Genomic DNA, 22,634 nt, shown 5'->3' with positions numbered 1-22,634 from the left:
ACAGCGCGGTGTCCGAGGGAAGCGCCGCCGTCAGCGCGCCTCCGCGCTGGTCGCTCGGGCCATGAAGTAGACGGCGACGGATCCCAGCGCGAGGTCCAGAGCCCCGAGCACGAGAAGCGCCGGCACCAGCGTGTTCCAGACGCCGCCGAACGCCGACACGTCGACGACGGTCATCACGTCGCGGCCGAACATCAGCGCGCGCGCAGCGTCGACGCCGTAGGTGATCGGGTTCACCGCAGCGACGGCCCGAACCCACCCCGGAAGGCTGTCGAGGGGGAGGAAGGCGCTGGAGAGAAAGAGGAGCGGGAACTGCAGGATGTTCACGGATATCATCGTCGACTCGTCGTCGCGGGTGACGAGCGCCATGATGTTCGAGAACGCCGTGAACCAGACGGAGAAGAAGATGCCGACGACGACGATTCCGACCGCGCCGAGGAGGCCGGTAGCGACGTAGTCGCCGGGGTCCCCGCCCGTCTCGAACCACAGTAGGACGTAGCCGAACGTGAGGATGATGCATATCTGGACGACGATGCGGAGCACCTCCGAGAGCGACTTCCCGAGGAAGACGGCGCCGCGGTGCATCGGCGAGACGAGCGCCTTCTCGAACATCCCGTTCTCGATGTCCTCGACGAGGCCGATACCGGAGGTGGTCGCCGCGATGAGCGACACCTGTATCGCGATGGCGGGGACGAGGTAGGTGACGTAACTCACGTCGGCGCCGATGCTGCCGGCGATAGCCCCGCCCGTTATCCCTCCGAACACCTCGGTGAACAGCACGAGGAACATCACCGGATTCAGAAGCGAGAACGTCATCACGAACGGGTTCCGCAGCGTCTTCAGCGCCCACCGTTTGAGGTTTATCCAGGTGTCGGTCAGGAAGCCGTTGCCGTCGGCCTTCCGCCCGGTTTCGGCGCTCACTCCGACGCCTCCCGGACGGTCGTCTCGGCGTCTTCCGCGCCCCCATCCCCGCCGTCGGTCCCTCCGCCGCCGGTACCGGCGGCGTCCGCGTCGTACTCCTCGCCGGTCACCGCGAGGAACACGTCGTCGAGGGTCGGACTCCGGACGTTGAACCCGACCACCGAGAGGCCGGCGTCGCGGAGCGAGACGAGGAGGTCGGTGCCGTACCGACGCGCCTCGCCGGACCGGACGCGCAGTCCGTCCGCCGTCGTCTCCACGTCCTCGGCGGCGGCGACGAGACGGGAGTCGAGCGCCACCTCGCGGGCGCGTTCGAGGTCCGTCTCGGCGGGGTCGTCGAGTTCGAGTTCGAGCACGTCGCCGCCGACCCGCGATTTCAGCTCCGCGGGCGACCCGCTGACGGCGATGGTTCCGTCCTTGATGACCCCGATTCGCTCGCAGAGTTGGTCGGCCTCCTCCAGGTACTGCGTCGTCAGGAAGATGGTCGTCCCGCGGTCGTTGATGCGCTCGAAGTAGTCCCACAGGCGGTTGCGCGCCTTCGGGTCCAGTCCCGTCGTCGGTTCGTCGAGGAAGACGATTGGCGGTTCGTGAGCGAGAGCGGTGGCCACGTCGAGGCGCTTTTTCATCCCGCCCGAGAACCCTTTGGCCTGCTTGTCCGCCACGTCGACGAGGTCGACGAGGTCCAGCAGTTCGTCGATGCGCTCGCTCCGCCGTCCGCGGGGGACGCCGTACGCCTCGCAGGCGTAGCGGACGTTCTCGCGCGCGGTGAGTTCCGGGTCGATGCTCGTCTCCTGCGCCATGTAGCCGATGGACTCGCGGACGCGCCGGGGGCTGTTCTCGATGTCGTAGCCGTTGACGGCGACGCTCCCCGACGTCGGCCGCAACAGCGTCACGAGCATCTTGATGGTCGTCGTCTTACCCGCGCCGTTCGCCCCGAGGAAGCCGAAGAACTCGCCTTCCGGGATGTCGAGCGAGACGTCCTCGACGGCCTCCGTTCCGTCGGCGTACGTCAACGCGAGTTGTCGGGCTTCGATTGCGCTCACGGTCCGAGAGCCGGAGCGGACGGTGAAAGTTTTTGTGAACGAACATTTAGCCGTGTTCACCGCATTGCGCGCCGTCGGCGCCGGAGACGCCCAGAACCGGAGCGCGGGGCTCCGGACGGCGAAGAGCGGGGTTACTGAAACAGCGGCGTCGGCGGCGCCGCGACCTCGTCGACCGACTCGTCGGCGTCGAGGGCGGGGAGGCGGAGCGTCGCCACGGTTCCCGTCCCCGTCGGTCCCGGTCCGATCTGGAACGACCCGCCGTACCAGGTCACGACCCAGTTCACGAACCAGAGGCCGAGTCCGCTCCCGTGGTCGAGCGCCGTCTCCCGGCCCGACTCGATGAACGCGACTTCGCCGGGCAGGATACCCGCGCCGTCGTCTTCGAGTCGTACCTCGACTCGGTCGCCCGCGTCGTCGACGGAGACGGTGACCGCGACCGGCGGGTCGTTGTGCTCGGCCGCGTTCGACACCAACTCCAGGAGCGCTTGCCCCAGTTCGTCGCCGGCGCAGACCGAGCGGTCGGTGGCGACGGTCGTGTGCAGCGTCACCTCCGGGAACCGCTGTTCGCACGTCTCCCGGACGGTCGAGAGCAGGGACCGGGGGTCGATTCGAACCGGGTCGCGGTCCCTGTCGGCGTAGCGCTCCAACTCGCGCAGCCGTCGGCTGAAGTCGAGAAGCGACTCCGCGGTCCGATGTATCACGTCCGCCGACCGCCGTACCTCCTCGATGCGGTCCGTCGCGTCGAGCGAGGACAGCAGGTCCGCGTGGCCCAACACGAGGTTCATCTCGTTTCTGAAGTTGTGGCGGAACACCCGGTTGAACAGGCCGACGAGGCGGCGGGTCCGCTCCCGTTCGGTCACGTCCCGGTGGAACGCAACCACGTGCGTGACCGCGCCCCCGTCGCCGTGAACGGGGCTGAGAGAGACGGAGTCCCAGTAGGGGCTGCCGTCTTTGCGGTAGCTCACCAGCTCCGCCGACGCGGACTCGCGGTTCGCGAGCGCCCGTTCGAACTCGGCGGTCACCGCCGCCGAGGTGCGCTTCCCCGCGAGGAGTTCGCGGGGGCTGCGGTCTACCTCCTCGCGCGCGTAGCCCGTCAGCGTCTCGAACGCTCGGTTGGTGAAGACCGCCCGCTCGCCGTCGTCGGCCAGTTCGGTGATGACGATACCGAGCTGAGAGTCCTCGATGGCCCGGTTGCGTGTCCGGAGCATCTCCTCCTGTCGGACCCGCTCCGTGACGTCGCGGGCGACGCCCTGCATCTCGACCACCTCGTCGCCCTCGAACACCGGGCGCACGTTGATTTCGAGGACGACGACGCTCCCGTCCTTGGCGTCGAACCCTATCTGAACGTTCTGCACCGACTCGCCGGCGTACACGCGCTGAAACGCGTCCATCACGGTGGGCAGCGACGCGTCGGCGATGTAGTCGGCGAACGAGGCGCCCGTGAGCTCTCCTGAATCGTAGCCGACGACGCGTTCGGCGGCCGAGGAGACGTAGGTGAAGTTCGTCTGCATATCGATGCGGTAGATCACGTCGAACGTCGTCTGGGTGATGTTCTCCAACCGCTCGGCCTCCGCCGCCAGTCGCTCGGCGCGCCGCTCCAACCGCCGCTCGTACCGCTGTCGCTCCAGCGCCCGGGAGACGAGGTGTCCGAGGAGTTCGACGAACAGTTCCTCGGACTCGGAGAACGGCTCCTCGCGGGGGTCCGCGTCGGCGAAGCAGACCGTCCCGTACAGTTCGCCGTCGACGGCGACGGCCGTCCCGACGTAGCTCCCCAACTCGAATCGCTCGTAGGCGCTCGGGTCGACCGCGTCGGACGAACCGGCGTTCTGGACGCTCATCGGTCCCGACAGTCGGACCGTGCGCGAGCAGTAGGCCTCCTCGAGGGGGCAGGCGGCGCCCAGACGGACGGTTGGATGTGGTCCCGACACCAGTTCGATGGACTGGGTGCCGTCCTCGATTCGCGTGAGAAACCCCACCTCGACGCCCAAGTGTTCGGCTCCGATTTCGAGGGCGCGCCGCGTCGCCTCCGACGGACGTTGCGACCGGTCCGCAAACACCTCGTATATCGCCTCTCTTCCCCCCGACGCGTCGGAAACTTCTCCCTGTCTCATATGCGCATCACGAACATTCAGGTATATTTACTAATTAGTTCGCGGACACGAGTTGGTATCGTTTCGACAAAAGCGTATGGGTCCGCTCGGACGCTCCGCTCCCGGCGTCCGTCGCGCGGAGTCAGTCGGCGAGCGTCACGTCCGAGAACTCGAAGCGCGCGCCGCCGTCGGGGCTGTCGGCGACGGCTATCGTCCATCCGTGCGCGAACGCGATCTGTTGGATGCTGACGAGGCCGAACCCCGTCCCGCCCGCCTTCGTCGAGTAGCCGGGGTCGAACACCCGGTCGCGGTCGGCCGCCGGGATGCCGTCGCCGTCGTCCTCGACGTAGAAGCCGTCGTCGAGGCGGCCGAGTCTGACGGCCACCGTGTCCGTCCCGTGTTCGAGCGCGTTCCGGATGAGGTTCTCGAACATCCGCAGCAGGGCGTTCTCGTCGGCGCGGACCGCGAGCGGTTCCGTCTCGAACGTCGCTCGCTTCGTCTCTTGGGTCTCCCAGGCCGCCTCGAACACCGCCCGGGCGTCCACGTCGCCTATCTCGTCGACGAAGCTCCCCGACCGCATCACCGTCGTGAGGTCTTCGAGCAGTCCGACGGACCGTTCCAGCGCGCGTTCGACCTGTTCGAGGTGGCTCGCGTCGCCGGTTCGCTCGGCCAGTTCGAGCCGCCCCTGCGCGATGGCGAGGACGTTGCCGAGGTCGTGCGAGAGCACGCTGGCGAAGCCGTCGAACTGCTTGAGCGTGTCCGCGAGCGCTCGCTCGCGCCGGTGTTGGTCCGTCACGTCGGCCATCACCGCGATGACGTTCTCGATGGCGTCCGCGTCGTCCCAGAGAGGGGCGGCGCTGACCGACAGCCACGCGAGGCGCCCGTCGGGTTGGCGTACCCCGCGGACGACGTCGGAGACGGTCTCACCCGTCTCCAACACCCGAGTGCAGAAGAACGGGTCCGCCGACACCGGCGCGCGTTTCTCGTCGACGACCTCCCACCCCGGTTCGGAGCCGGACCGCCCGACCAGTTCCGACGCCTCGACGCCGAGGAGTCCCTCGGCCCGTTCGTTGGCCTGCACGACCGTTCCCTCGCGGTCGAAGACGAGGATGGCCGCGGGGCTCAGTTTCAGCACTCGTTCGATGAATCGTCGGCTCAGCATGAGTTCGTGTTCCCCTTGGTACCGCGAGACAGCGTTGCGGACGCTGTTGCGCAGCACGTCGAACTTGTCGACGCCGCCGCCCTTCTGCAGGTAGTCCGTCACGCCGTTGTTGATGGCGTCGCTGGCTATCTCCTCGGAACCCTTGCCGGTGAAGAGGATGAAAGGGACCTCCGGGCACACCGTCCGAACCTCCGCCAGCAGTTCCAGCCCGTTCGTCCCGGGCATGTCGTAGTCGCTCACGACGCAGTCGACGTCGGTTCGGCGGAGGCGGTCCATCGCCGCGGACGCTCCGGCCGTGCTCTCGACGGTGATATCGTCCTCGCAGTCGAGGTAGGACGCCACGAGGTCCCCGAACATGGGGTCGTCGTCGACGTGAAGGACGGTGATTGACATACTTTGGTTCTCCCGCGCAGCGGCGCCCACGACCGCCGGTTCCGACGCTTCGACGTCCCTACGTCCGGTCGTGACCCCCCTACGTACGACCGGTAAGAATGTCGTATTTCGTGATAAGCGTTTGCATGAACCACAGTATTAGTTAACAATCCACATATTTGATGGAAGAAGGACTTTCGACTAGTGCGGCGGCGCCGACGTCGCGGCCGGGTCGGGGAGATACCGGGTTTTAATATCGGACGCTGACACGTCTCGGTATGACCCTCCCGAACGCGTCTCGGACGACGAGTACCCGCCTCGACCGACGTCCGCCGCTCCGCGAGGCCGGTTCCTGATGTCCTCGCCCTCCTCCGAGGAGTCCGACGGCCCACCGGCCGGCGAGGAGACGGGCGAGTGGCCCCCCGGCGGCGACGGCGGCGGTCCCCCGTGGGCGGCGCTGCTCGGGGTCGCACTCCTCCTCGTCGCCGCCGCGTGGTTCTTCCGACCGACGCTGCACGCGGCGGTGTACGCGCTGTACACGACGCCGCTGCTCGTCGTTCCGCTGGTCGCCGCCGTCGTCGCCGGATGGCTCTTTTCCAAGTACGCGCGGGACGAGACGCCCTCGGAGTACGGAATCGGCGACGACGGTCCGCAGGTGAGTCCGCTCCGGGCGGCGGGCGTCGTGTTCGTCGTCGGTATCTTCGTGCTCTCGCCCGTCGTCAACGTCGTCGCCGGCGCCACGCTGAGCGACCAGACGATGGGTGCGTCGACGACGGTGGAGCGACTCGACGACGTCGACGCCGACAACCCGCGCATCGTCACCCGCGCGGTGGCCGAGCAGTACGCCTCGAACACGCTCAACCGGCCGCAGTACCGGGTGGGCGAGACGGCCATCACCGTCGCGAACGGGACGCCGTACTGGGCGGCGCCGCTGTCGCCGGACGGCCTGTTCAACGTGCTGACGAAGCAGCAGGCGGGGACGGTGCTCGTCGACACGACGACCCAACGGGCGAACGTCCGGGTCGTCGACGGGGCGATGGAGAAGGGCATCGGAACCGTGTTCTTCGAGAGCTACCGCTGGCACCTGCTGAAGAACGGCGAGTACCTCGTCGACTACGGCGACCCGAAGATGGTCGTCGAGAACGGCACCCAGCACATCGTCGTCCCGTACTCGAAGCCGACGTTCCACCTGACGCCGATTCCGCACACGACGCCGTCGTGGGGCGGCGTCGCCGTCGTCGACCCCGACGGCACCGTCCGGACGCTCTCGCCGGAAGAAGCGGCCGAGAGCCCGGTGCTTTCGGGCCAGCAGTTGTACCCCGAGGACCTCGCGCGGCGACGGGTCGCGGCGACGAAGTACCGCAACGGCATCGTGAACACGTTCACCAGCCACGAGGACGAGATAGAGGTCGCTCCACTCCCCGGAGACGACAACGACCAGCCGTTCTTCGTGCTCACCGAGGAGGGGCCGCAGTACGTCGTCGCCGTCGAACCGTACGGGCAGGCGCAGGGTCTCCGCGAGGTGTGGACGATAGACGGCCAGACGGGCGCCTTCGAGGTGTACCGGCCGAACCGGTCGCTGTTCGGCCCGCAGAAGGCCGCGGACCTGGTCAGGCAGGCCGCCCGGCAGACCGACTGGAACCGCTTCTCGCCGGCCGAGCCGATACTGACGGTGATAGACGACCGCGAGTACTGGCAGGTGCGCGTCGTCCCCGAGGACAACAGCGGCATCGCCTACGTCGCGTTCGTCGACGCCCAGAGCGGCGAGGTGCGGGAGTTCGAGCGGACGGACGCGATTCGGCGGTTCCTCGCCGGCGAGACGCCGACGAACGCGACGACCGGGCCCGGCGACGCGGGCGGGGCGGGCGGCGGGCCCTCGGAGGCGGGTGACGGCGCGCCGACGGTCATCGTTCAGCGCGTCGCGGAGAACGGTACGGTGATAGAGACGATGGAGGTGTACGGCGACGAGACGGTTCGCATCCGACAGCCCGCGAACGGGACCGAGAGCGCAAACGCCTCGGCGGCGTCCGCGGCGTCGGACGGGGAATCGGGCGCGAACGCGACGGCGGGTCGGGTTCGAGCGGGCGCGTAGTCGAGGGACGACGCGGCGACGGTCGTGCCTTTCACGCGCAGGCAGCACAGCCGAGTGCGTCCTCCCTGAACCGACGACTCCCCGAATGTCCCCGAGAGATGCAGACGAGAGCGAGCAGCGCGCCGAAGACGAACCGGTCGCCCAGACGTACCCCGGACTGGAGGCGCTCTCGACCGACCCCGACAACGCCCAGACCGACGCGCGGGAGAACCTGGAGAGCTACCTCACGCCGCGGGAGGAACACTACGTCCGAAACCACCACCGGACGCCGGAGATAGACGCCGAGGAGTGGACCGTCTCGCTGACGGGGCTGGTCGACTCGGAGGCGGACCTGTCGATGGCGGCGATACGGAACGACTACCCCACCGAGTCGGTCGTCCACATGATGGAGTGCTCGGGCAACGGCCGGGCGTACTTCTCGCCGGACGCCGAGGGCGACCAGTGGACGTTCGGCGCCGTCGGCAACGCCGTCTGGACGGGGACGCCCCTGCGTGCGGTGCTGGAGGACCACGGCGCCGACACGGGGGACGAACAGTGGCTGACGGCGATGGGCGGCGAGGCGAAGGCCGACGAGGACGTGTTCTGCCGGTCGGTTCCGATGGCGAAGGCGCTCGAAGACTGCATCCTCGCCTACGAGATGAACGGCGACCCGATGACCGCCGAGCACGGCTACCCCGTCAGACTCCTCGTACCGGGGTGGTTCGGCAACAACAGCGTGAAGTGGGTCGAGGAGGTGCGCGTGATGGACTCCATGGTCGCCGGCGAGGAGTGGGAGTCGCGGGACGGCCGCGACTACACCGAGTACCAGCAGTCCTCCTACCGCATCGTCCCGGCGCAGGACGACGAGGCCGAGCGACACGCCTCGGTGGAGACGGTGGACACGCGCGACCAGATGCGGGAGACCGAGGAGGTGCGGAACGCCTACCTGTTCGACCAACTCGTCAAGTCGCTCGTCACGTCGCCGGCGGACGGCGCCGACCGCTCGCCGGGCGCCGACGGACGAATCGAGGTGGCGGGCGTGGCGTGGTCCGGCGACGACGCGGTCGAAGCCGTCGAGGTGTCGACGGACGGCGGCGAGACGTGGGCGGACGCCGAGTTCGTCGGCCCGGACCTCGGCCGCTACGCCGTCCGGAAGTTCCGGTACGTCTGGGACGCCGACCCCGGCGAGCACACCGTCGTCTCGCGCGCGACGGACGACCGCGGACGGACGCAACCCGCGACGGTCTCGGACCCGGAAGAGGGGTTACGCGGCATCGAAGGCGACCGCTACCCGTGGAATCAGAAGGGGTACGGAAACAACGCCTACGAACCGCTCGGCGTCTCCGTCACCGTCGAGCGGTAGCCACCTACGCCGCCGCCCCGGCCCGCGCGAGCAGTCTGTCGCAGACCAGCACGCCGGCCGCGATGACGACCCAGAGGCCGAGGACGGCGACGAGGAGCACCGACCAGTGCGGAATCGGCGTCGACGCCGGAGCGGCCGCCCCACCGTGAAGCGGCGCGGGGACGACGAGCGCCGAGAGGGTGACGGACGCCGGGAGTACGGCGGGCGCGAGGGCCGCAGTCACGCCGTCTCCGTCGCGGCTTCGGTCTGCCGTTTCACGCCCGTCCGATAGATGTAGTAGCCGGCTCCGAGGATGAGGAGGCTCACGGCGGCCCAGTGAGGGTTGTACTGTCCGCCCTGCGAGAGCGGTTGGTGGAGGCCGAGGAGGACGTGGTCGACCACCACGTCGTACAGGTCGAAGGCGCCGAGGCCGATAATCGCCGCGCCGGCCACCGGTCGGAGGGCGAGGGGGACGTCGGTCCGGCGTTCGGACTGCCAGAGGAGGCCGGCGCCGACGCACGCGACGACGAGCATCGCGACGGAGAACAGACCGTCGGCGAGGATGTTCGTCCGGAGGCCGGCCATCGTCGTCTGCGGGTAGATACCCGAGAGGAGGTGGTGCCACTGGAGGACGAGGTGGAGCACGAGCACGTCGATGAGGCCGCTGAAGCCGAAGCCGAACACGCCCGCCGAGAGGAGCGACCGACGGGTCACGCCGTCGGCCGTCTCCAGCGACCGGTTCGAGGAGGGAGTCTGACCGCTCATTGTCAGCACTCGGGGGCACGCGGCCGAAGGCGACAGGGCTGTATATCCAAGTGGTTCAAGCGTCGGGAGTCCGGCGCGCGACCGCGGACCCCCCTTGTCGGGAGGCCGGCAAGACCCCTTTTCACGCTCGTGTCCGTACCGCCGACGATGCGCGAGTACGACCTCATCGTCCTCGGCGGCGGAACCGGAAACATCGTGGCGGCGGCGGCCGCAGACGGCGGACTGGACGTCGCGCTCGTCGAACGCGACAGACTCGGCGGCACCTGCCTCAACCGCGGTTGCAACCCCTCGAAGAAGCTCATCCACCGGGCCGACGCGGCCGAGACGATTACGAACGCCGACTCGCTCGGTCTCGACGCGTCGCTGGACGGCGTCGCCTTCGGCGACATCGTCGACGAGGTCATCGGAGAGGTGACCGCGGAAGCCGAGGAGAAGGCCGAACGCGCCCGCGAGCACGAGCGTATCGATTTCTACCAGACCGAAGGGCGGTTCGTCGGCGAGCGGACGGTCGAGGTCGATGCCGAGGGTGAAAGCGGGGAGGGGGACAGTACGGCGGAACTGACCGCCGAGCGAATCGTCCTCGCGGGCGGGTCGCGACCGGTCGTTCCCGACTCCATCGACGGCACCGACGAGGCGGACTTCCTCACCAGCGACGAGGCGCTTCGGTTGAGGGAGTTGCCGGACCGCCTCGTCGTCGCCGGCGGCGGCTACATCGCCGTCGAGATGGCGCACCTGTTCGGCGCCCTCGGAACCGACGTGGCCGTCGTCGGCCGCGGGAACGTCCTCCTCGGGCGAGAGGACCGCGAGGTGGCCGAACGGCTGACCGAGGCGTACGAGGAGAAGCACGAACTCCACCTCGGTCGCGAGGTGACGGAACTCCGCGAGGACGGCGAGGAGACCGTCGTCGTCGCGGAGTCCGAGGAGGGCGAGAACGGCGACGGCGACGGAAACGGCGAGAACGGCGACGGCCGCATCGAACTCGCGGGCGACGAGGTGCTGTTGGCGACGGGTCGGCGGCCCAACACCGACCGCTGGAACGTCTCCGCGGCCGGACTCGACACCGACGAGGACGGGTTCGTCGAGACGGACGAGTACCTCGAAACCTCGGTCGACGGCGTCTACGCCATCGGCGACATCGCGGGCAACTACATGTTCAAACACTCCGGCGACAAGGAGGCCGAACACGTCGTCGAGAGCCTCCTCGGCGAGTCGCGGTCGGCGGTGTCGTATCCGGGGATGGCTCACGCCGTCTTCGGGTCGCCGCAGGTCGGGAGCCTCGGAAAGACGGAAGAGGAGATAGACGGCGGCTACGAGGCGGGCAGGTACGATTACGACGATACCGCGCTCGGGTCCGTGCTCCCCGGGGACGGGTTCGCGAAGGCGCTCGTCGCGGACGACGGCGAAGTGCTCGGGTTCCACGTCGTCGGCCCGCACGCGTCGATGCTCGTCCACGAGGTGAGCACCGCCGTCGCCGCGGGCGCGGACGCGAAGACGGTAGCTGAGACGATACACGTCCACCCGGCGCTGTCCGAAGTCGTGCAGGGGGCGTTCCGCGAGGTTCGAGACGTGGCGCCCTCTGGGATTTAGGTACCGCGGCGCGTCGCCTCCCCGGACGGGGCGAGTCGCCGAGCGGGTCGTGATGTCTCGCGTTCGGACATATTTTTCTGTCCGAAGATACGAACCTAATTTTACAATTTCGCGGGTCTCGGCGATAAAACTTAACAGACCGGAGACGAGAGTCGGGCTGTCATGCCCGCAGAGACGTACGGAGCCATCAGTCTGCTCCCGGCGTTGTTCGCCATCGTGCTGACGCTGGTGAGCCGGCAGGTGCTCCTCTCGTTGTTCACCGGAATCTGGATCGGCGCGACCATACTGGTCGGGTGGAACCCCATCGGGGGAATGGCCCACTCGCTCCAGTTGGTCATCAACAGCCTCATCACGCCGTTCAACAGCAAACTCCTGCTGTTCACGTTCCTCTCGGGTGCGATGCTCGGGATGATATTCCTCTCGGGCGGGATGAAAGCGCTCGCGGAGCGCATCATCGACCGCATCAAGACCAGGAGGCAGGCCGAGGTGGGGACGGGCCTCCTCGGGATGCTCATCTTCGTCGACTCCTACGCGAGCACGATGATAACGGGGTCGGTGATGCGGCCCATCACCGACCAGTTCGACATCAGCCGCGAGAAACTCGCGTACCTGCTCGACTCGACCACCTCGCCGGTCGTGAGCATCGCCGTCGTCTCGACGTGGGTCGGGTTCGAGGTGGGGCTCATCCGCGACCAGTTCTCCTCGCTCGGCATCGACCAGAGCGCGTTCGTGGTGTTCCTCCAGAGCATCCCGTACCGCTTCTACAGCCTCCTCGCAATCGCGCTGGTGTTCATCCTCGTCGGCATGGGGTGGAACTTCGGGCCGATGAAGCGCGCCGAGAAGCGCGCGAAGGAGGAGGGGAAGGTGCTCGCGGACGACGCCGACCCCCTCATCGAGACGCGCGAGGAGGACATCGTCACGCCCGACCACGTCGACTCGCGCTGGTGGTACTTCGCCGCACCCATCGTCGCCCTGGTCGCCGTCACCGGGTTCGGGCTGCTGTACTCGGGCGGATGGCCGGGTGCGGCGCCCAACCAGGCGCTGCGAGACGCGGCCACCGCCGACGCCATCCTGTGGGGCGTCTTCTCGGCCTGCGCGCTGCTGCTCGCCATCCTCGTCGGACACGCCCGCGTGGAACTCGAAGCGGTGAGCGACTCCATGTTCGAGGGGTTCAAGATGGTGATGTTTCCGGTGGCCGTCCTCACGCTGGCGTGGACCATCGGCGGCGTCAGCGAGACGCTCGGCGTCGGACCGTTCGTCGTCAGCATCGCGGAGGGCGTCATCACCGCGCCGCTGCTGCCGGCCATCGTGTTCGTCGCCGCGGCCATCGTCTCCTTCTCCATCGGCACCTCGTGGGGGACGATGGGCATCATGTTCCCCGTGGCGGTGCCGCTGGCGTTCCAACTCGGCGCGCCGCTTCCGGGCGCCATCGGCGCCATCCTCACGGGGTCGCTGTTCGGCGACCACTGCTCGCCCATCAGCGACACGACGGTGCTGTCGTCGATGTTCGCCGGCGCCGACCACGTCGACCACGTGAACACGCAGATTCCCTACGCCGTGCTCTGCGGGGCGGTGGCGACGCTGCTGTTCCTCGCCACCGGGTACGGATTCAGCGGGCCCATCCTGCTCCTGCCCGTGGGCGTCCTGGCGCTGTTCGTCACCGCGTACTACCTCTCGGAACGCCGCGACGCGGACGTTCCGAACGTCTTCGGATCCTCGTCGGACTGACGAATCCCGACGCCGCGGCGATTTTTCGTACCGCTCCGAATCGAGAGCCGCAGCGCGGTCGGGCCTCGCCCGAGAGCGGAGATAGCGGTACTCGGGTTCGAATACGGCCCGAATATATTCGGAGTTCGGCTGATTGTATCTATTTTGTAGCTCTTGATTATACTACTCGATATCTGTCTCTATAAAATTGGATAGAGACCTATTATATCCATTTCAGTTCTGCAAAATCCCGAACTGTGAGCGGGACCTCAACGTTGAACCATGTCCACCGGACGGCGTACGCGGACGGAAGGTCGTTCAATCCCCGTTCGACCCTTACAGCGGTACAACTGTGACGATGCTTCGAGCGGCGGAGCCGGTACATTACAAGTCTATGTTCGTAATGCGAGAGCATTCATTCACTCGCGAGCTCTACTTGTATCGATTTGGCGGTGCTGAGCACCTGTCCCGTAACGTCCTCTTCGAGGTGCCGCCCCCGCAGACGGTCCGAAGGTCCGTAGACGCTCAGCGCGGCGGGGGTGCGGTCCGCCCCAGACTCGATGGGTGCCGCGACGCCGACGACGCCCTCGAACTGTTCTTCTCTGCAGAACGCCACTCCGTCGTCCCGGATGCGGCGGATCTCCCGCCGCAGTTCGTCCACGTCGGTGTCGGCGGGGAGTTCCGTCGCGTCGAGGACCTCCGCGACGCGGTCCTCCGAGAGCGAGGCGAGTATCGACTTGCCGGGCGCCGTCGCCGACAGAGGGAAACGGTCCCCCTCCTCGAAGGCGGGCCGCCGACCGCTCGGCCGCTCGGCGACGTAGGCGGGGACGCCCCACCTCTCCTCGGCGACGAAGAGGACCGCCGTCTCGCCCGTGGCGGCCGCGAGGTTGTCCAGACTCGGCGCGGCGACCCGGTAGACGGCCGACCGCTCCCGCGTTCGCACCCCCAGGTTGAGCGTTCGGAGCGACGGCCGGTACGCGTCGCCCTCCTTCGTCACGTACCCGCACGTCCGGAGCGTCGAGAGGTGATTGTGGACGACGCTCTTCGACGAACCCACTCGCTCGGCGAGGGGCGTGACGCCCATCGGAGCGTCGGCGTCGACGAGCGCTTCTAAGAGGGTCAGCGACGTCTTCGTCGCCTCGACGGTGTACTCCGATTCGTGGGACATCTCGACGTCTCCTACGCCCTCCTCCGTGAAATAGCTGTTCACGAGAGCAGAACGACAGTTCGGCTCGCGTACCAATTTCGCGCCACGAAGTGCATTAACGACCATGAAGTATCAGTTATTTCCTCTCTGTATACATTGAAAGTAATTCGTTCAGCTCTGAAGAACGAGAGGCGCTCTGCCGGGACGATCTCGTCAGTCGAGAGCGGTCGAAGAAAGTCGACAATCGCGTCGAAAGCCGTCGAGAAGGGGTCTCAGTCGTCCCCGGGGACGACGACGTTCTTCAGTCCCTCGGCGTTCTCCATGCGGTCGAACGCCGCGGGGAGGTCTCCGAGACCGATCGTGGAGGTCACGAGCGTCTCGGCGTCGACGCGGTCGTACCGGAGCATCGTTACGGCGCGCTCGAAGTCGGCCGCGGTGAGCGAGTAGGAGCCCCGATAGCCGACTTCGTCGAAGAACACGTCGAACGGGCTGACCTCCAGGGTCGCCTCCTGGTCCGGAACGCCGAAGATGAGCGTCGACCCGCCCTTCGCGGTCACCTCGTTGGCCTGTTCGATGGTCGGGACGAGGCCGATGGCCTCGACGCCCACGTCGACGGGACCGTCGGCGGCCGCCGGAACGACCGTCGTCGGGTCGTCCTCGTCGGGGTCGACCACCGCGTCGGCGCCCAGTTCGGCCGCGAGTTCGCGGCGTTCGTCGTCGGGTTCGGAGACGACGATCGGCGCGGCGCCGGCGTTGCGGAACGCCTGGAGGAGGAGGAGGCCGATGGGACCGGCGCCGATGATGGCGACGCTGTCGCCGGGTTCGAGGTCCGTCTGGTCCACGCCGTGCATGCAGCAAGCCAGCGGTTCGGCGAGGGCGGCCCGCTCGAACGACATCTCGCCGATGGGTTCGACGCTTATCGCGGGGACCGCCACGTACTCGGCGAACGCGCCGTCGAGGATGGTGTCGCCGGCGCCGCCGACGCTGGTGTTGTTCTCGCAGAGGTGCGTCTCGCCGCGCTTGCAGTACGAGCAGGTCGTACAGGGGATGGTCGGGTTGATGGCGACCCGGTCGCCCGTCTCCACGCCGGTCACGCCGTCGCCGGCGTCGACGACTTCGCCGGCGCTCTCGTGTCCCAACACGAGGGGCGTCTCGACGGCGAAGGAGCCGTGGTACATGTGGTAGTCGGTCATGCAGACGCCGCAGGCGCCGACGCGGACGAGCACCTCGTCCGCCGCCGGTTCGGGTCGTTCCCGCTCTCGGACCGCGATTTCGCCGACGTCCGTCAGCGTCGCCGTCCGCATCATCGGTCGGTCCCTCGTCGAGAGTCGGTGCGCGATGCGGGTCGTGGGGAGTGACAGTCGTTCATGGTGGGTTCGGTCGGCCGCGAGTTCGAGTCTCCTCGGACGGGACTCTCTCTCCCGGTCCGGCCCGTATGTACCGGAAGACCGTATTAAAATCTTGCCACGGGGATGCACCGAACCCGCGGAATCGGGTCGGACAGTCGCTCTCACGTCCGCGGTCGAACCCGCGTCCGGCCGCGAGAGTCAGCCGCTGAGGAGTAATTTTATTAATCATGGATGATTTGGGGGAGGACGAGGCCGACAAGCATGCCAAGCGAACACACGAGGCGAAACCTCCTCAGAGCGGTAGGTATCGGCGCGCTCGGCGGACTCGCGGGCTGCACGCGGGGCAGCATGCAGTCCGGCGGGAGCAGCGAAACGTCCGGGAGCACTGGAACGGGCGAGTCCGGCGGCGGGTCGGACGAACTCGCCGTTCCGCTCGACGAGTACACGGGCGCGGACATCGACTGGAAGCAGTTCGAGGGCACCACCATCAACATCGGCGCGGTCAACCACCCGTGGGTGTCCTCGATCAAACCCGCGATACCGGTCTTCGAGGAACTGACGGGTATCGACGTGGTGTGGAACATCCTGCCCGAACAGCAGTTCCGGACCAAGCGGCTGACCGACGTGAGCACCGGCGCGGGGAAGTTCGACGTGTTCTTCCTCGACCAGGTCGTCAACCAGTTCGCCGAATCGGGCTGGCTCCAACCGCTCGACCCGTACTTCGACGACGGGAGCCTGTACGACGAGCAGTGGTACAAGCCGGACGACCTGTTCGAGGCGACGACGTGGCAGGCCCACGGCGGGGGCTACAGCGACACGTGGACGGGGATGCCCATCACCGTCGAGGTGCAGACGCAGTTCTACCGGACGGACCTCTACGAAAAGCACGGACTGGAGGTGGCGACGACCCTCGAGGGGTTCCGGGAGAACGCGAAGACCATCCACGAGGAGGAGTCCGACGTCGTCGGCACCGTCGGGCGAGGGCAGAAGGGCTACGGGATGAACATCTACGTCCTGAACACGTTCCTCCGCGAACACGGCGCCGAACTCTGGGAGAACTACCCGAAGGACTCCGGACTCGACACCGACGGGGCGATCGCGGCGGCGCAGTGGTACGTGAACCTTCTGCGCGAGTACGGTCCCGACGGAGCGTCGAGTCAGACGTGGTCGGACGTGCTCTCGACGATGCAGTCGGGGCGGGCCGGCCACATCGTCTCGGACGCCAACCTGTTCTGGCCGAACCTGATCGATTCGAGTTCCTCGGACGTGGCGGATAACGTCGAGATAGCGCGGGTGCCCGCGCCGGAGAGCGGCCAGTTCGGCCCGAACGCCTACTCCTGGCAGATCGCCTCCTCGAAGAACGCCAAGAACTCGAAGCAGGCGTTCCTGTTCATGCTGTGGGCGACGTCCGAACCGACGAACACGTGGATGCACCTGGAGAGCGACGCGGCGTTCTCCGTGCGTCGCTCCGTCTGGGAGAACGACGAGTTCCGCTCGCGTGTCGGCGAGAAGTTCGCGCAGGTGTCGCTCGAGTCGCTGGAGGTGGCCAAGCCGGACCCGTTCGACCGTAAGTACCCCGAGTGGGGTCAGAAGTACTCCGAGGAACTCCAGAAGGCCATCGCGGGGACGAAGTCGCCCGAAGCCGCGATGAAACGCGCCGCCGAGAAAGCCCAGCAGACGTTCCAATGAGCACGCTCACCGAGACGAAGACGGCGACCACCTCGAACCTCGCGCGGGCCAAGGAGTTGTGGAACGAGTACCTCCCGTACTGGTTCATGACGCCGATGGTGCTGGTGATGCTCCTCATCACCGTCTTCCCCGGCGTCTACGACCTCTATCTCAGCCTCGTCCACTACGAACTCACGAACCCCGCGACGATGGGGACGTTCGCCGGGCTGAGCAACTTCCGAGCGGCGTTCACGAGCGCCGGCGCCCTGCACTCGTTCGGCGTCACCCTCGCGTTCGTCGGCGGGTCGCTCGCCTTGGAGACGGCGTTCGGGTTCGTCCTCGCCGCCCTGGTGACGGGCGTGAAGTCCGACCGGATGCAGGCGTTCTACCGCGTCGCGTTCATCCTGCCGATGGCCGTCGCGCCGGTGTCGCTGGCGACCATCTTCCGCATCATGCTGAACTCCGAAGTCGGCGTCGTCCCCTACCTCATCGCGACGTACACGCCGTTCGTCGCGCCGAACTTCCTGAGCGACCTGCCGCTTTTGACCATCATCCTCGTCGACACGTGGAACTGGACGCCGTTCATGTTCATCATCTTCTACGCCGGCCTCTCGTCGGTGCCGGACACGCTGGTGGAGGCGGCGAAGGTGGACGGCGCGCCCCTGTGGCGTCGCTACGTTCACGTCGTCGTCCCCTACATGAAGCCCGTGCTGTTCGTCGCCATCCTCATCCGCCTCATCGACCTGTTCCGGACGTTCGGGCTGGTGTTCAGCCTCACGCGCGGGGGGCCGGGGACGGCGACGCAGTTGGTGAGCATCAACATCTTCGAGCAGGGGTTCAAGTTCGTGGACCTCGGCGTCGCCAGCGCCATCGCCATCGTCTACCTCGTCGGCATCGTCGCGTTGTGTAACGTCCTCATCGCCAAGGTCGGCTTCGACGGGGTGTGGGACTGATGGCGACCTCGGATGCGGGTTCGGAGATGAAGACCGACGTGGACGCGAACCCGGGCGCGAGCGGCGAACCCACGCGCCCCTCGCGGCGGTTCTCGAAGGACACGCGGAACCGACTCGCCGCCGTCGGCCGCCACGCCGCGCTCCTCCTGTGGACCGTCGTCGTGCTGTTTCCGCTGTACTGGATCGTCTCCATGTCGCTGAAGCCGCCGCGGGAGGCCATCTCGCTGCCGCCGGACTGGGTGTTCCTTCCGACGGTGTTCAACTACCTGCGACTCGTCCAGGAGTCGAGTTTCATCGCGGCGTTCGCCAACAGCCTGTTCATGGTCACGGCGTCGGTGATTCTCGTGTTGCTCATCGGCGTCCCGGCGGCGTACGTCCTCTCGCGGTACGACATCCCGAAACAGCGGGACGTGCTCGTGTGGATACTCTCCTCGCGGATGCTCCCGCCCATCGCCGTCGTCATCCCGTTCTTCGTCATCTTCCGGTCGCTGAACCTCTACGACACCCGAATCGGGATGATATTCATGTACGTCACCATCAACATCTCGCTGGTCGTGTGGGTGATGAAGGCGTTCTTCGACGGCATCCCGGAGGCGCTGGAGGAGGCCGCGCGCGTCGACGGCGCGACGCGGTTCCAAGGCTTCCGCAAGGTGGTCCTCCCGGCGGCCAAACCCGGCATCTTCTCCGTCGCCATCATCAGCTTCATCTTCGCGTGGATAGAGCTCCTGTTCGGCCTCGTGCTGACGAACAACCGCGCGGTGACGGTGTCGATGCAGGTGTACCAGTTCATCGGCGTCCGCCAGATAGAGTGGGGTCTGCTCGCGGCGGCCTCCACGGCGGTCATCCTGCCGGTGTTGGTGTTCGTCGTCGCGGTCAACAAGTACCTCGCCGCGGGACTCAGCTTCGGCGTGGTGATCAAAGAATGAACGGAGGAACGTCGACCGGCCGAGCCGAACCGCGCGCGAACCGAGCCCGCACGGCGGGGGCGAACCGCCGCACCCTGGAGAGACGATAATGGCAGGAATCACCATCGACAACGTCACGAAACGCTTCGGAGCGGAAGATAACGCCGTCGTCGCCGTCGACGACGTGTCACTGGATATCGACGACGGCGAGTTCGTCGTCTTCGTCGGCCCCTCGGGAAGCGGGAAGTCGACGCTCCTGCGGATGGTGGCCGGACTCGAACAGCAGAGCGAGGGCGACGTCGTCATCGGCGACACCGTCGTCAACGAACTCGGGCCGCGCGCCCGCGACATCGCGATGGTGTTCCAGAACTACGCGCTGTACCCGAACATGACCGTCGAGGAGAACATGTCGTTCGGGCTGAAGATGTCGACCGACATGGACGACGACGAGATAGCGCGGACGGTCACCGACACCGCCGAGATGATGGGTATCGGAAATCTGCTGGACGATACGCCCGGCGAACTCTCCGGCGGCCAGCAGCAGCGAGTCGCCCTCGGCCGCTCCATCGTCCGCGACCCGAACGTGTTCCTGATGGACGAACCGCTCTCGAACTTGGACGCGAAGCTCCGGACGGAGATGCGCACCGAGATAAACCGCCTCCAGCAGGACCTCGGCGTGACGACGCTGTACGTCACGCACGACCAGACGGAGGCGATGACGATGGGCGACCGACTGGTCGTGCTCAACTACGGCGAACTCCAGCAGGTGGGCACACCGCTGGAGTGTTTCTACCGCCCGGCGAACCGCTTCGTCGCCGGCTTCCTCGGGTCGCCGTCGATGAACTTCTTCGAGGGACGCGTCGACGGCGGGACGCTCCGCGCCGACGGGTTCGATTACGACCTGACCGAGCGGATGCAGCCGTCGGTGGGCGACCGGAACGCCGTCGTCCTCGGCGCCCGCCCCGAGGACGTGACGCTCCGCGACGACGCCGGCGCCGACTGCGAGTTCGAGGCCGCCGTGGACGTCGTCGAACCGATGGGCAGCATCTCGTACGTCTACCTCCGCCCGACGCGCGGGGACCGCGAGGAGACGTTCGTCGTGGAGGCGGACGGCCAGCGCCCGATACGGGAGGGAGAGACCGTCGGCGTGAAGATTCCCGACGAGGACGTCCACCTGTTCGACGCCGAGACGGGCGAGACCATCCACCAGCGCCGACTCGACGACGAGGCGCGCGTCGCGCTGGACGAGCGGATGCAGACGGCGCAGGGGTCGACGTAACTCGGTCGCGAGGGAGTGCGGCCGCGGTCGCAGTTCCGCGACGCCGGCCACGTCGGCCTTCGAGCGCCGCGTACATCGTCCGAGAGACACTCTCCCGACCGAAGAGCCTTTATTCCGCGCTATCGAGTATCGCACCGTGTCCGAATCAGAGACGAGCGACCGCGACGTCAGACGCACCATCTGCGAGTACGGTCGGCAACTGCTGGCGGACGACCTGACCACCGGCACCGGCGGAAACCTGAGCGCCCGCGTCGGCGAGGACCGCATCGCCATCAGCCCCTCGGGGGTCCCCTACGAGGACATCGAACCGACGGACGTGCCCGTCGTCCGAACCGACGGCACCGTCCTGGAGGGCGATATCGAACCGTCGTCGGAACTGCCGATGCACCTGGCCGTCTACGAGGCGCGGCCGGACGTGGGCGGCGTCGTCCACACGCACTCCCCGTACGCGACGACGTTCGCCTCGCTGGGCGAGCCGATTCCGGCGTCGCACTACCTGCTGGCGTTCGCCGGGTCGGAGGTGCCGGTGACGCGCTACGAGACGCACGCGACGCCGGAGATAGGCGAGGCGGCCGTCGACGCCCTCGGCGAGGAGGTCAGCGCGACGCTGCTCCGGAACCACGGCGTCCTGACGGCCGACGCGTCACTGGAGGACGCCTACACCGTCGCGCAGATGGTGGAGTTCTGCGCGCGCATCCACCACCAGGCCCGCGCCGTCGGCGACCCGGAGGTGCTTCCGGACGAGGAGATGGACCGACTGGCCGAGAAACTGGACGCCTACGGGCAGTGAGGGGGTAGGAGATGAGACACGTCGCGATAGACATCGGCGCCAGCGGCGGAACCGTCCACCTCGGGACCGTGACCGAGTCGGCGTTCGACGTGCGCGAGGTGCACCGCTTCGAGAACCGGCCCGTCGAGCGCGACGGGCGGTACGTCTGGGATCTCGACGCCCTGCGCGAGCGGATGGTGCGGGGAATCGAGGCCGCCGACGAGGCGGCGGCGGGCCCCCTCGACACCGTCGGTATCGACACGTGGGGGCTCGACTTCGGCCTCCTCGCGGACGGCGAGGTGCTGCGGAACCCCGTCTCCTACCGCGACCCCGAGTCGGCGGCGCGGCGCGAGGAACTGTTCGAGGCGGTCGGGAAACGCCGCCTGTTCGAGGCGTCTGGCGTCACCAACTGGAACACGCCGAATACGCTCTGGCAGTTGTACACGCTCGCCCGCGAGGAGCCGGAACTGCTCGAACGGGCCGACCGACTGCTGATGACGCCGCAACTGCTCTCGACGCTGCTCGGCGGCCGCGCGGCGGGGGAGGTGACCGTCGCCTCCTCCTCGCAGATGGTCGACCCCGGGCGGCGCGCGTGGGCGACGGACCTCCTCGAAGACCTCTCCCTCCCGGTCGACCTCCTCCCGACGCTGGAGGAACCGGGGGCGCGACTCGGTACCCTCGACGACGACGCGGCCGCCGGACTGGCCGGAACGCCCGAACTCCTGACGCCGGCGAGCCACGACACCGCCTCGGCCGTCGCCGGGTTGCCCCTGACCGACGACGCCGCCTTCCTCAGCACGGGGTCGTGGTTCATCCTCGGCTGCGAGCGCGACGACCCGGTGCGCACGGACGCCGCCTACGAGAACGGGCTCTCGAACGAGTTGGGCGCCGACGGCACCGTTCGCCTCCTGAAGAACGTGGACGGCTTCTTCCTGCTCGAGGAGTGCCGGCAGGCGTGGCGGGAGGCGGGCGAGGACGCCGACTACGAGAGCTTACTCGCGGCGGCGGCGGAGGCGGACCCTCGGGCGGCGCTGGTCGTCCCCGACGCCGGCGACTTCCGCATCGACGAACCGATGCCCGCCCAGGTGCGCGCGTTCTGTCGCGAGACGGATCAGCCCGTTCCCGAGGGGAGGGGCGAAGTCGTCCGGTGTCTCCTCGACGGACTGGTGACGAAGACGGCGCTCGTCCTCGACGAGTTGGACGCCGTCACGGCGGAACCGCTCCGGCGGATTCACCTCGGGGGCGGCGGCGTCCGGAACGAGCTATTCTGTCGGCTGCTAGCCGACGCGACGGGGCGGCCCGTGACCGCCGGTCCGGTGGAGGCGACGGCCGTCGGCAACGTCCTGACGCAGGCGGTGGCGTCGGGGACGCTTCCGAGCGTCGACGCCGGGCGTCGACTCGTCGAGGCCGAGTTCGAGACGCGGACGTACGAACCGGCGAACCCCGAGGAGTGGGAGCGAGAGAAGGAGCGGTTGGCCGAACTCGAAGCCGCGTGAGTTCGGGCGGAAAG

General features: G+C 67.6%; 18 protein-coding genes. 10 read left to right on the top strand and 8 right to left on the bottom strand.

Going from position 1 to position 22,634, the window contains the following annotated elements:
- Positions 1 to 30 precede the first annotated feature (30 nt).
- From NDI79_RS13600 to NDI79_RS13585, 4 genes are all read right to left on the bottom strand, one after another.
- On the bottom strand, positions 31 to 918 hold the full coding sequence (locus NDI79_RS13600) for an ABC transporter permease (protein ID WP_310929060.1): 888 nt from the start codon (positions 916 to 918) through the stop codon (positions 31 to 33).
- Entirely contained in the window at positions 915 to 1,958 is a 1,044-nt protein-coding gene (locus NDI79_RS13595) for an ATP-binding cassette domain-containing protein (protein ID WP_310929059.1), read from the bottom strand. Before NDI79_RS13595 ends, NDI79_RS13600 begins: the two co-directional genes overlap by 4 nt.
- A 131-nt stretch (positions 1,959 to 2,089) precedes the next feature.
- Positions 2,090 to 4,069, bottom strand: a complete 1,980-nt coding sequence (locus tag NDI79_RS13590) for a PAS domain S-box protein (protein WP_310929058.1) — start codon at positions 4,067 to 4,069, stop codon at positions 2,090 to 2,092.
- 121 nt (positions 4,070 to 4,190) lie between these two features.
- Positions 4,191 to 5,603, bottom strand: coding sequence for a response regulator (locus tag NDI79_RS13585; protein WP_310929057.1), 1,413 nt, complete (start codon positions 5,601 to 5,603; stop codon positions 4,191 to 4,193).
- A 334-nt stretch (positions 5,604 to 5,937) separates the two neighbouring features.
- On the opposite strand from NDI79_RS13585, the gene NDI79_RS13580 reads away from it, so the two are divergent.
- A complete protein-coding gene (locus tag NDI79_RS13580) occupies positions 5,938 to 7,674 on the top strand; it encodes a hypothetical protein (protein ID WP_310929056.1) in 1,737 nt (578 codons plus the stop codon).
- 85 nt (positions 7,675 to 7,759) lie between these two features.
- On the top strand, positions 7,760 to 9,016 hold the full coding sequence (locus tag NDI79_RS13575) for a sulfite oxidase (protein ID WP_310929055.1): 1,257 nt from the start codon (positions 7,760 to 7,762) through the stop codon (positions 9,014 to 9,016).
- Between the two features lie 4 nt (positions 9,017 to 9,020).
- Here the strand turns inward: NDI79_RS13575 and NDI79_RS13570 are convergent, their stop codons facing one another.
- On the bottom strand, positions 9,021 to 9,239 hold the full coding sequence (locus NDI79_RS13570; RefSeq protein WP_310929054.1) for a hypothetical protein: 219 nt from the start codon (positions 9,237 to 9,239) through the stop codon (positions 9,021 to 9,023).
- The gene (locus tag NDI79_RS13565; protein ID WP_310929053.1) at positions 9,236 to 9,760 is read right to left on the bottom strand and encodes a DUF2243 domain-containing protein; all 525 of its coding nucleotides are present in this window, start codon (positions 9,758 to 9,760) and stop codon (positions 9,236 to 9,238) included. Before NDI79_RS13565 ends, NDI79_RS13570 begins: the two co-directional genes overlap by 4 nt.
- 147 nt (positions 9,761 to 9,907) lie before the next feature.
- Here NDI79_RS13565 and NDI79_RS13560 point away from each other — a divergent pair, with 147 nt between their 5' ends.
- Both NDI79_RS13560 and NDI79_RS13555 read left to right on the top strand, forming a co-directional pair.
- Positions 9,908 to 11,347, top strand: coding sequence for a dihydrolipoyl dehydrogenase family protein (locus NDI79_RS13560; protein ID WP_310929052.1), 1,440 nt, complete (start codon positions 9,908 to 9,910; stop codon positions 11,345 to 11,347).
- A gap of 162 nt (positions 11,348 to 11,509) precedes the next feature.
- Positions 11,510 to 13,075, top strand: coding sequence for a Na+/H+ antiporter NhaC family protein (locus NDI79_RS13555; RefSeq protein WP_310929051.1), 1,566 nt, complete (start codon positions 11,510 to 11,512; stop codon positions 13,073 to 13,075).
- 394 nt (positions 13,076 to 13,469) lie between these two features.
- On the opposite strand, the gene NDI79_RS13550 is transcribed toward NDI79_RS13555, so the two are convergent.
- Together NDI79_RS13550 and NDI79_RS13545 are read right to left on the bottom strand one after the other, a co-directional pair.
- Positions 13,470 to 14,222 carry an IclR family transcriptional regulator gene (locus NDI79_RS13550; RefSeq protein WP_310929049.1) on the bottom strand — a complete coding sequence of 251 codons (753 nt, stop codon included), beginning with the start codon at positions 14,220 to 14,222 and terminating at the stop codon, positions 13,470 to 13,472.
- Positions 14,223 to 14,473: 251 nt separating this feature from the next.
- Positions 14,474 to 15,505, bottom strand: coding sequence for a zinc-dependent alcohol dehydrogenase family protein (locus NDI79_RS13545; RefSeq protein ID WP_425499614.1), 1,032 nt, complete (start codon positions 15,503 to 15,505; stop codon positions 14,474 to 14,476).
- 306 nt (positions 15,506 to 15,811) lie between these two features.
- Here NDI79_RS13545 and NDI79_RS13540 point away from each other — a divergent pair, with 306 nt between their 5' ends.
- The 6 genes from NDI79_RS13540 to NDI79_RS13515 all read left to right on the top strand — a co-directional run bounded on the left by NDI79_RS13540 (position 15,812) and on the right by NDI79_RS13515 (position 22,620).
- Entirely contained in the window at positions 15,812 to 17,239 is a 1,428-nt protein-coding gene (locus NDI79_RS13540; RefSeq protein ID WP_310929046.1) for an ABC transporter substrate-binding protein, read from the top strand.
- Positions 17,236 to 18,171: a carbohydrate ABC transporter permease gene (locus tag NDI79_RS13535; protein ID WP_310929045.1), complete on the top strand. Its 936-nt coding sequence runs from the start codon at positions 17,236 to 17,238 to the stop codon at positions 18,169 to 18,171. The genes NDI79_RS13540 and NDI79_RS13535 overlap by 4 nt, the downstream gene beginning before the upstream one ends.
- A gap of 26 nt (positions 18,172 to 18,197) precedes the next feature.
- The gene (locus NDI79_RS13530) at positions 18,198 to 19,097 is read left to right on the top strand and encodes a carbohydrate ABC transporter permease (protein WP_425499613.1); all 900 of its coding nucleotides are present in this window, start codon (positions 18,198 to 18,200) and stop codon (positions 19,095 to 19,097) included.
- Positions 19,098 to 19,185: 88 nt separating this feature from the next.
- A complete protein-coding gene (locus NDI79_RS13525; RefSeq protein WP_310929043.1) occupies positions 19,186 to 20,355 on the top strand; it encodes an ABC transporter ATP-binding protein in 1,170 nt (389 codons plus the stop codon).
- A 136-nt stretch (positions 20,356 to 20,491) separates the two neighbouring features.
- Positions 20,492 to 21,145, top strand: a complete 654-nt coding sequence (locus tag NDI79_RS13520) for a class II aldolase/adducin family protein (protein WP_310929042.1) — start codon at positions 20,492 to 20,494, stop codon at positions 21,143 to 21,145.
- 11 nt (positions 21,146 to 21,156) lie between these two features.
- Entirely contained in the window at positions 21,157 to 22,620 is a 1,464-nt protein-coding gene (locus NDI79_RS13515) for a rhamnulokinase (RefSeq protein WP_310929041.1), read from the top strand.
- Positions 22,621 to 22,634: the final 14 nt, after the last annotated feature.

The sequence above is a fragment of the Halogeometricum sp. S3BR5-2 genome (genome assembly GCF_031624635.1).
In the GTDB taxonomy this organism is placed as follows: Archaea; Halobacteriota; Halobacteria; order Halobacteriales; family Haloferacaceae; genus Halogeometricum; species Halogeometricum luteum.
The sequence above is the reverse complement of the archived record's forward strand: the minus strand, read 5'-3'. Positions and strand labels throughout refer to the sequence as shown.

What these genes read in the sequence shown, in the direction of transcription:
- NDI79_RS13590 (WP_310929058.1), bottom strand. Translation starts at nt 4,069, where the DNA reads ATGAGACAGGGAGAAGTTTCCGACGCGTCGGGGGGAAGAGAGGCGATA.
- NDI79_RS13585 (WP_310929057.1), bottom strand. Translation starts at nt 5,603, where the DNA reads ATGTCAATCACCGTCCTTCACGTCGACGACGACCCCATGTTCGGGGAC.
- NDI79_RS13580 (WP_310929056.1), top strand. Translation starts at nt 5,938, where the DNA reads ATGTCCTCGCCCTCCTCCGAGGAGTCCGACGGCCCACCGGCCGGCGAG.
- NDI79_RS13575 (WP_310929055.1), top strand. Translation starts at nt 7,760, where the DNA reads ATGTCCCCGAGAGATGCAGACGAGAGCGAGCAGCGCGCCGAAGACGAA.
- NDI79_RS13565 (WP_310929053.1), bottom strand. Translation starts at nt 9,760, where the DNA reads ATGAGCGGTCAGACTCCCTCCTCGAACCGGTCGCTGGAGACGGCCGAC.
- NDI79_RS13560 (WP_310929052.1), top strand. Translation starts at nt 9,908, where the DNA reads ATGCGCGAGTACGACCTCATCGTCCTCGGCGGCGGAACCGGAAACATC.
- NDI79_RS13555 (WP_310929051.1), top strand. Translation starts at nt 11,510, where the DNA reads ATGCCCGCAGAGACGTACGGAGCCATCAGTCTGCTCCCGGCGTTGTTC.
- NDI79_RS13550 (WP_310929049.1), bottom strand. Translation starts at nt 14,222, where the DNA reads ATGTCCCACGAATCGGAGTACACCGTCGAGGCGACGAAGACGTCGCTG.
- NDI79_RS13545 (WP_425499614.1), bottom strand. Translation starts at nt 15,505, where the DNA reads ATGCGGACGGCGACGCTGACGGACGTCGGCGAAATCGCGGTCCGAGAG.
- NDI79_RS13540 (WP_310929046.1), top strand. Translation starts at nt 15,812, where the DNA reads ATGCCAAGCGAACACACGAGGCGAAACCTCCTCAGAGCGGTAGGTATC.
- NDI79_RS13535 (WP_310929045.1), top strand. Translation starts at nt 17,236, where the DNA reads ATGAGCACGCTCACCGAGACGAAGACGGCGACCACCTCGAACCTCGCG.
- NDI79_RS13530 (WP_425499613.1), top strand. Translation starts at nt 18,198, where the DNA reads ATGAAGACCGACGTGGACGCGAACCCGGGCGCGAGCGGCGAACCCACG.
- NDI79_RS13525 (WP_310929043.1), top strand. Translation starts at nt 19,186, where the DNA reads ATGGCAGGAATCACCATCGACAACGTCACGAAACGCTTCGGAGCGGAA.
- NDI79_RS13515 (WP_310929041.1), top strand. Translation starts at nt 21,157, where the DNA reads ATGAGACACGTCGCGATAGACATCGGCGCCAGCGGCGGAACCGTCCAC.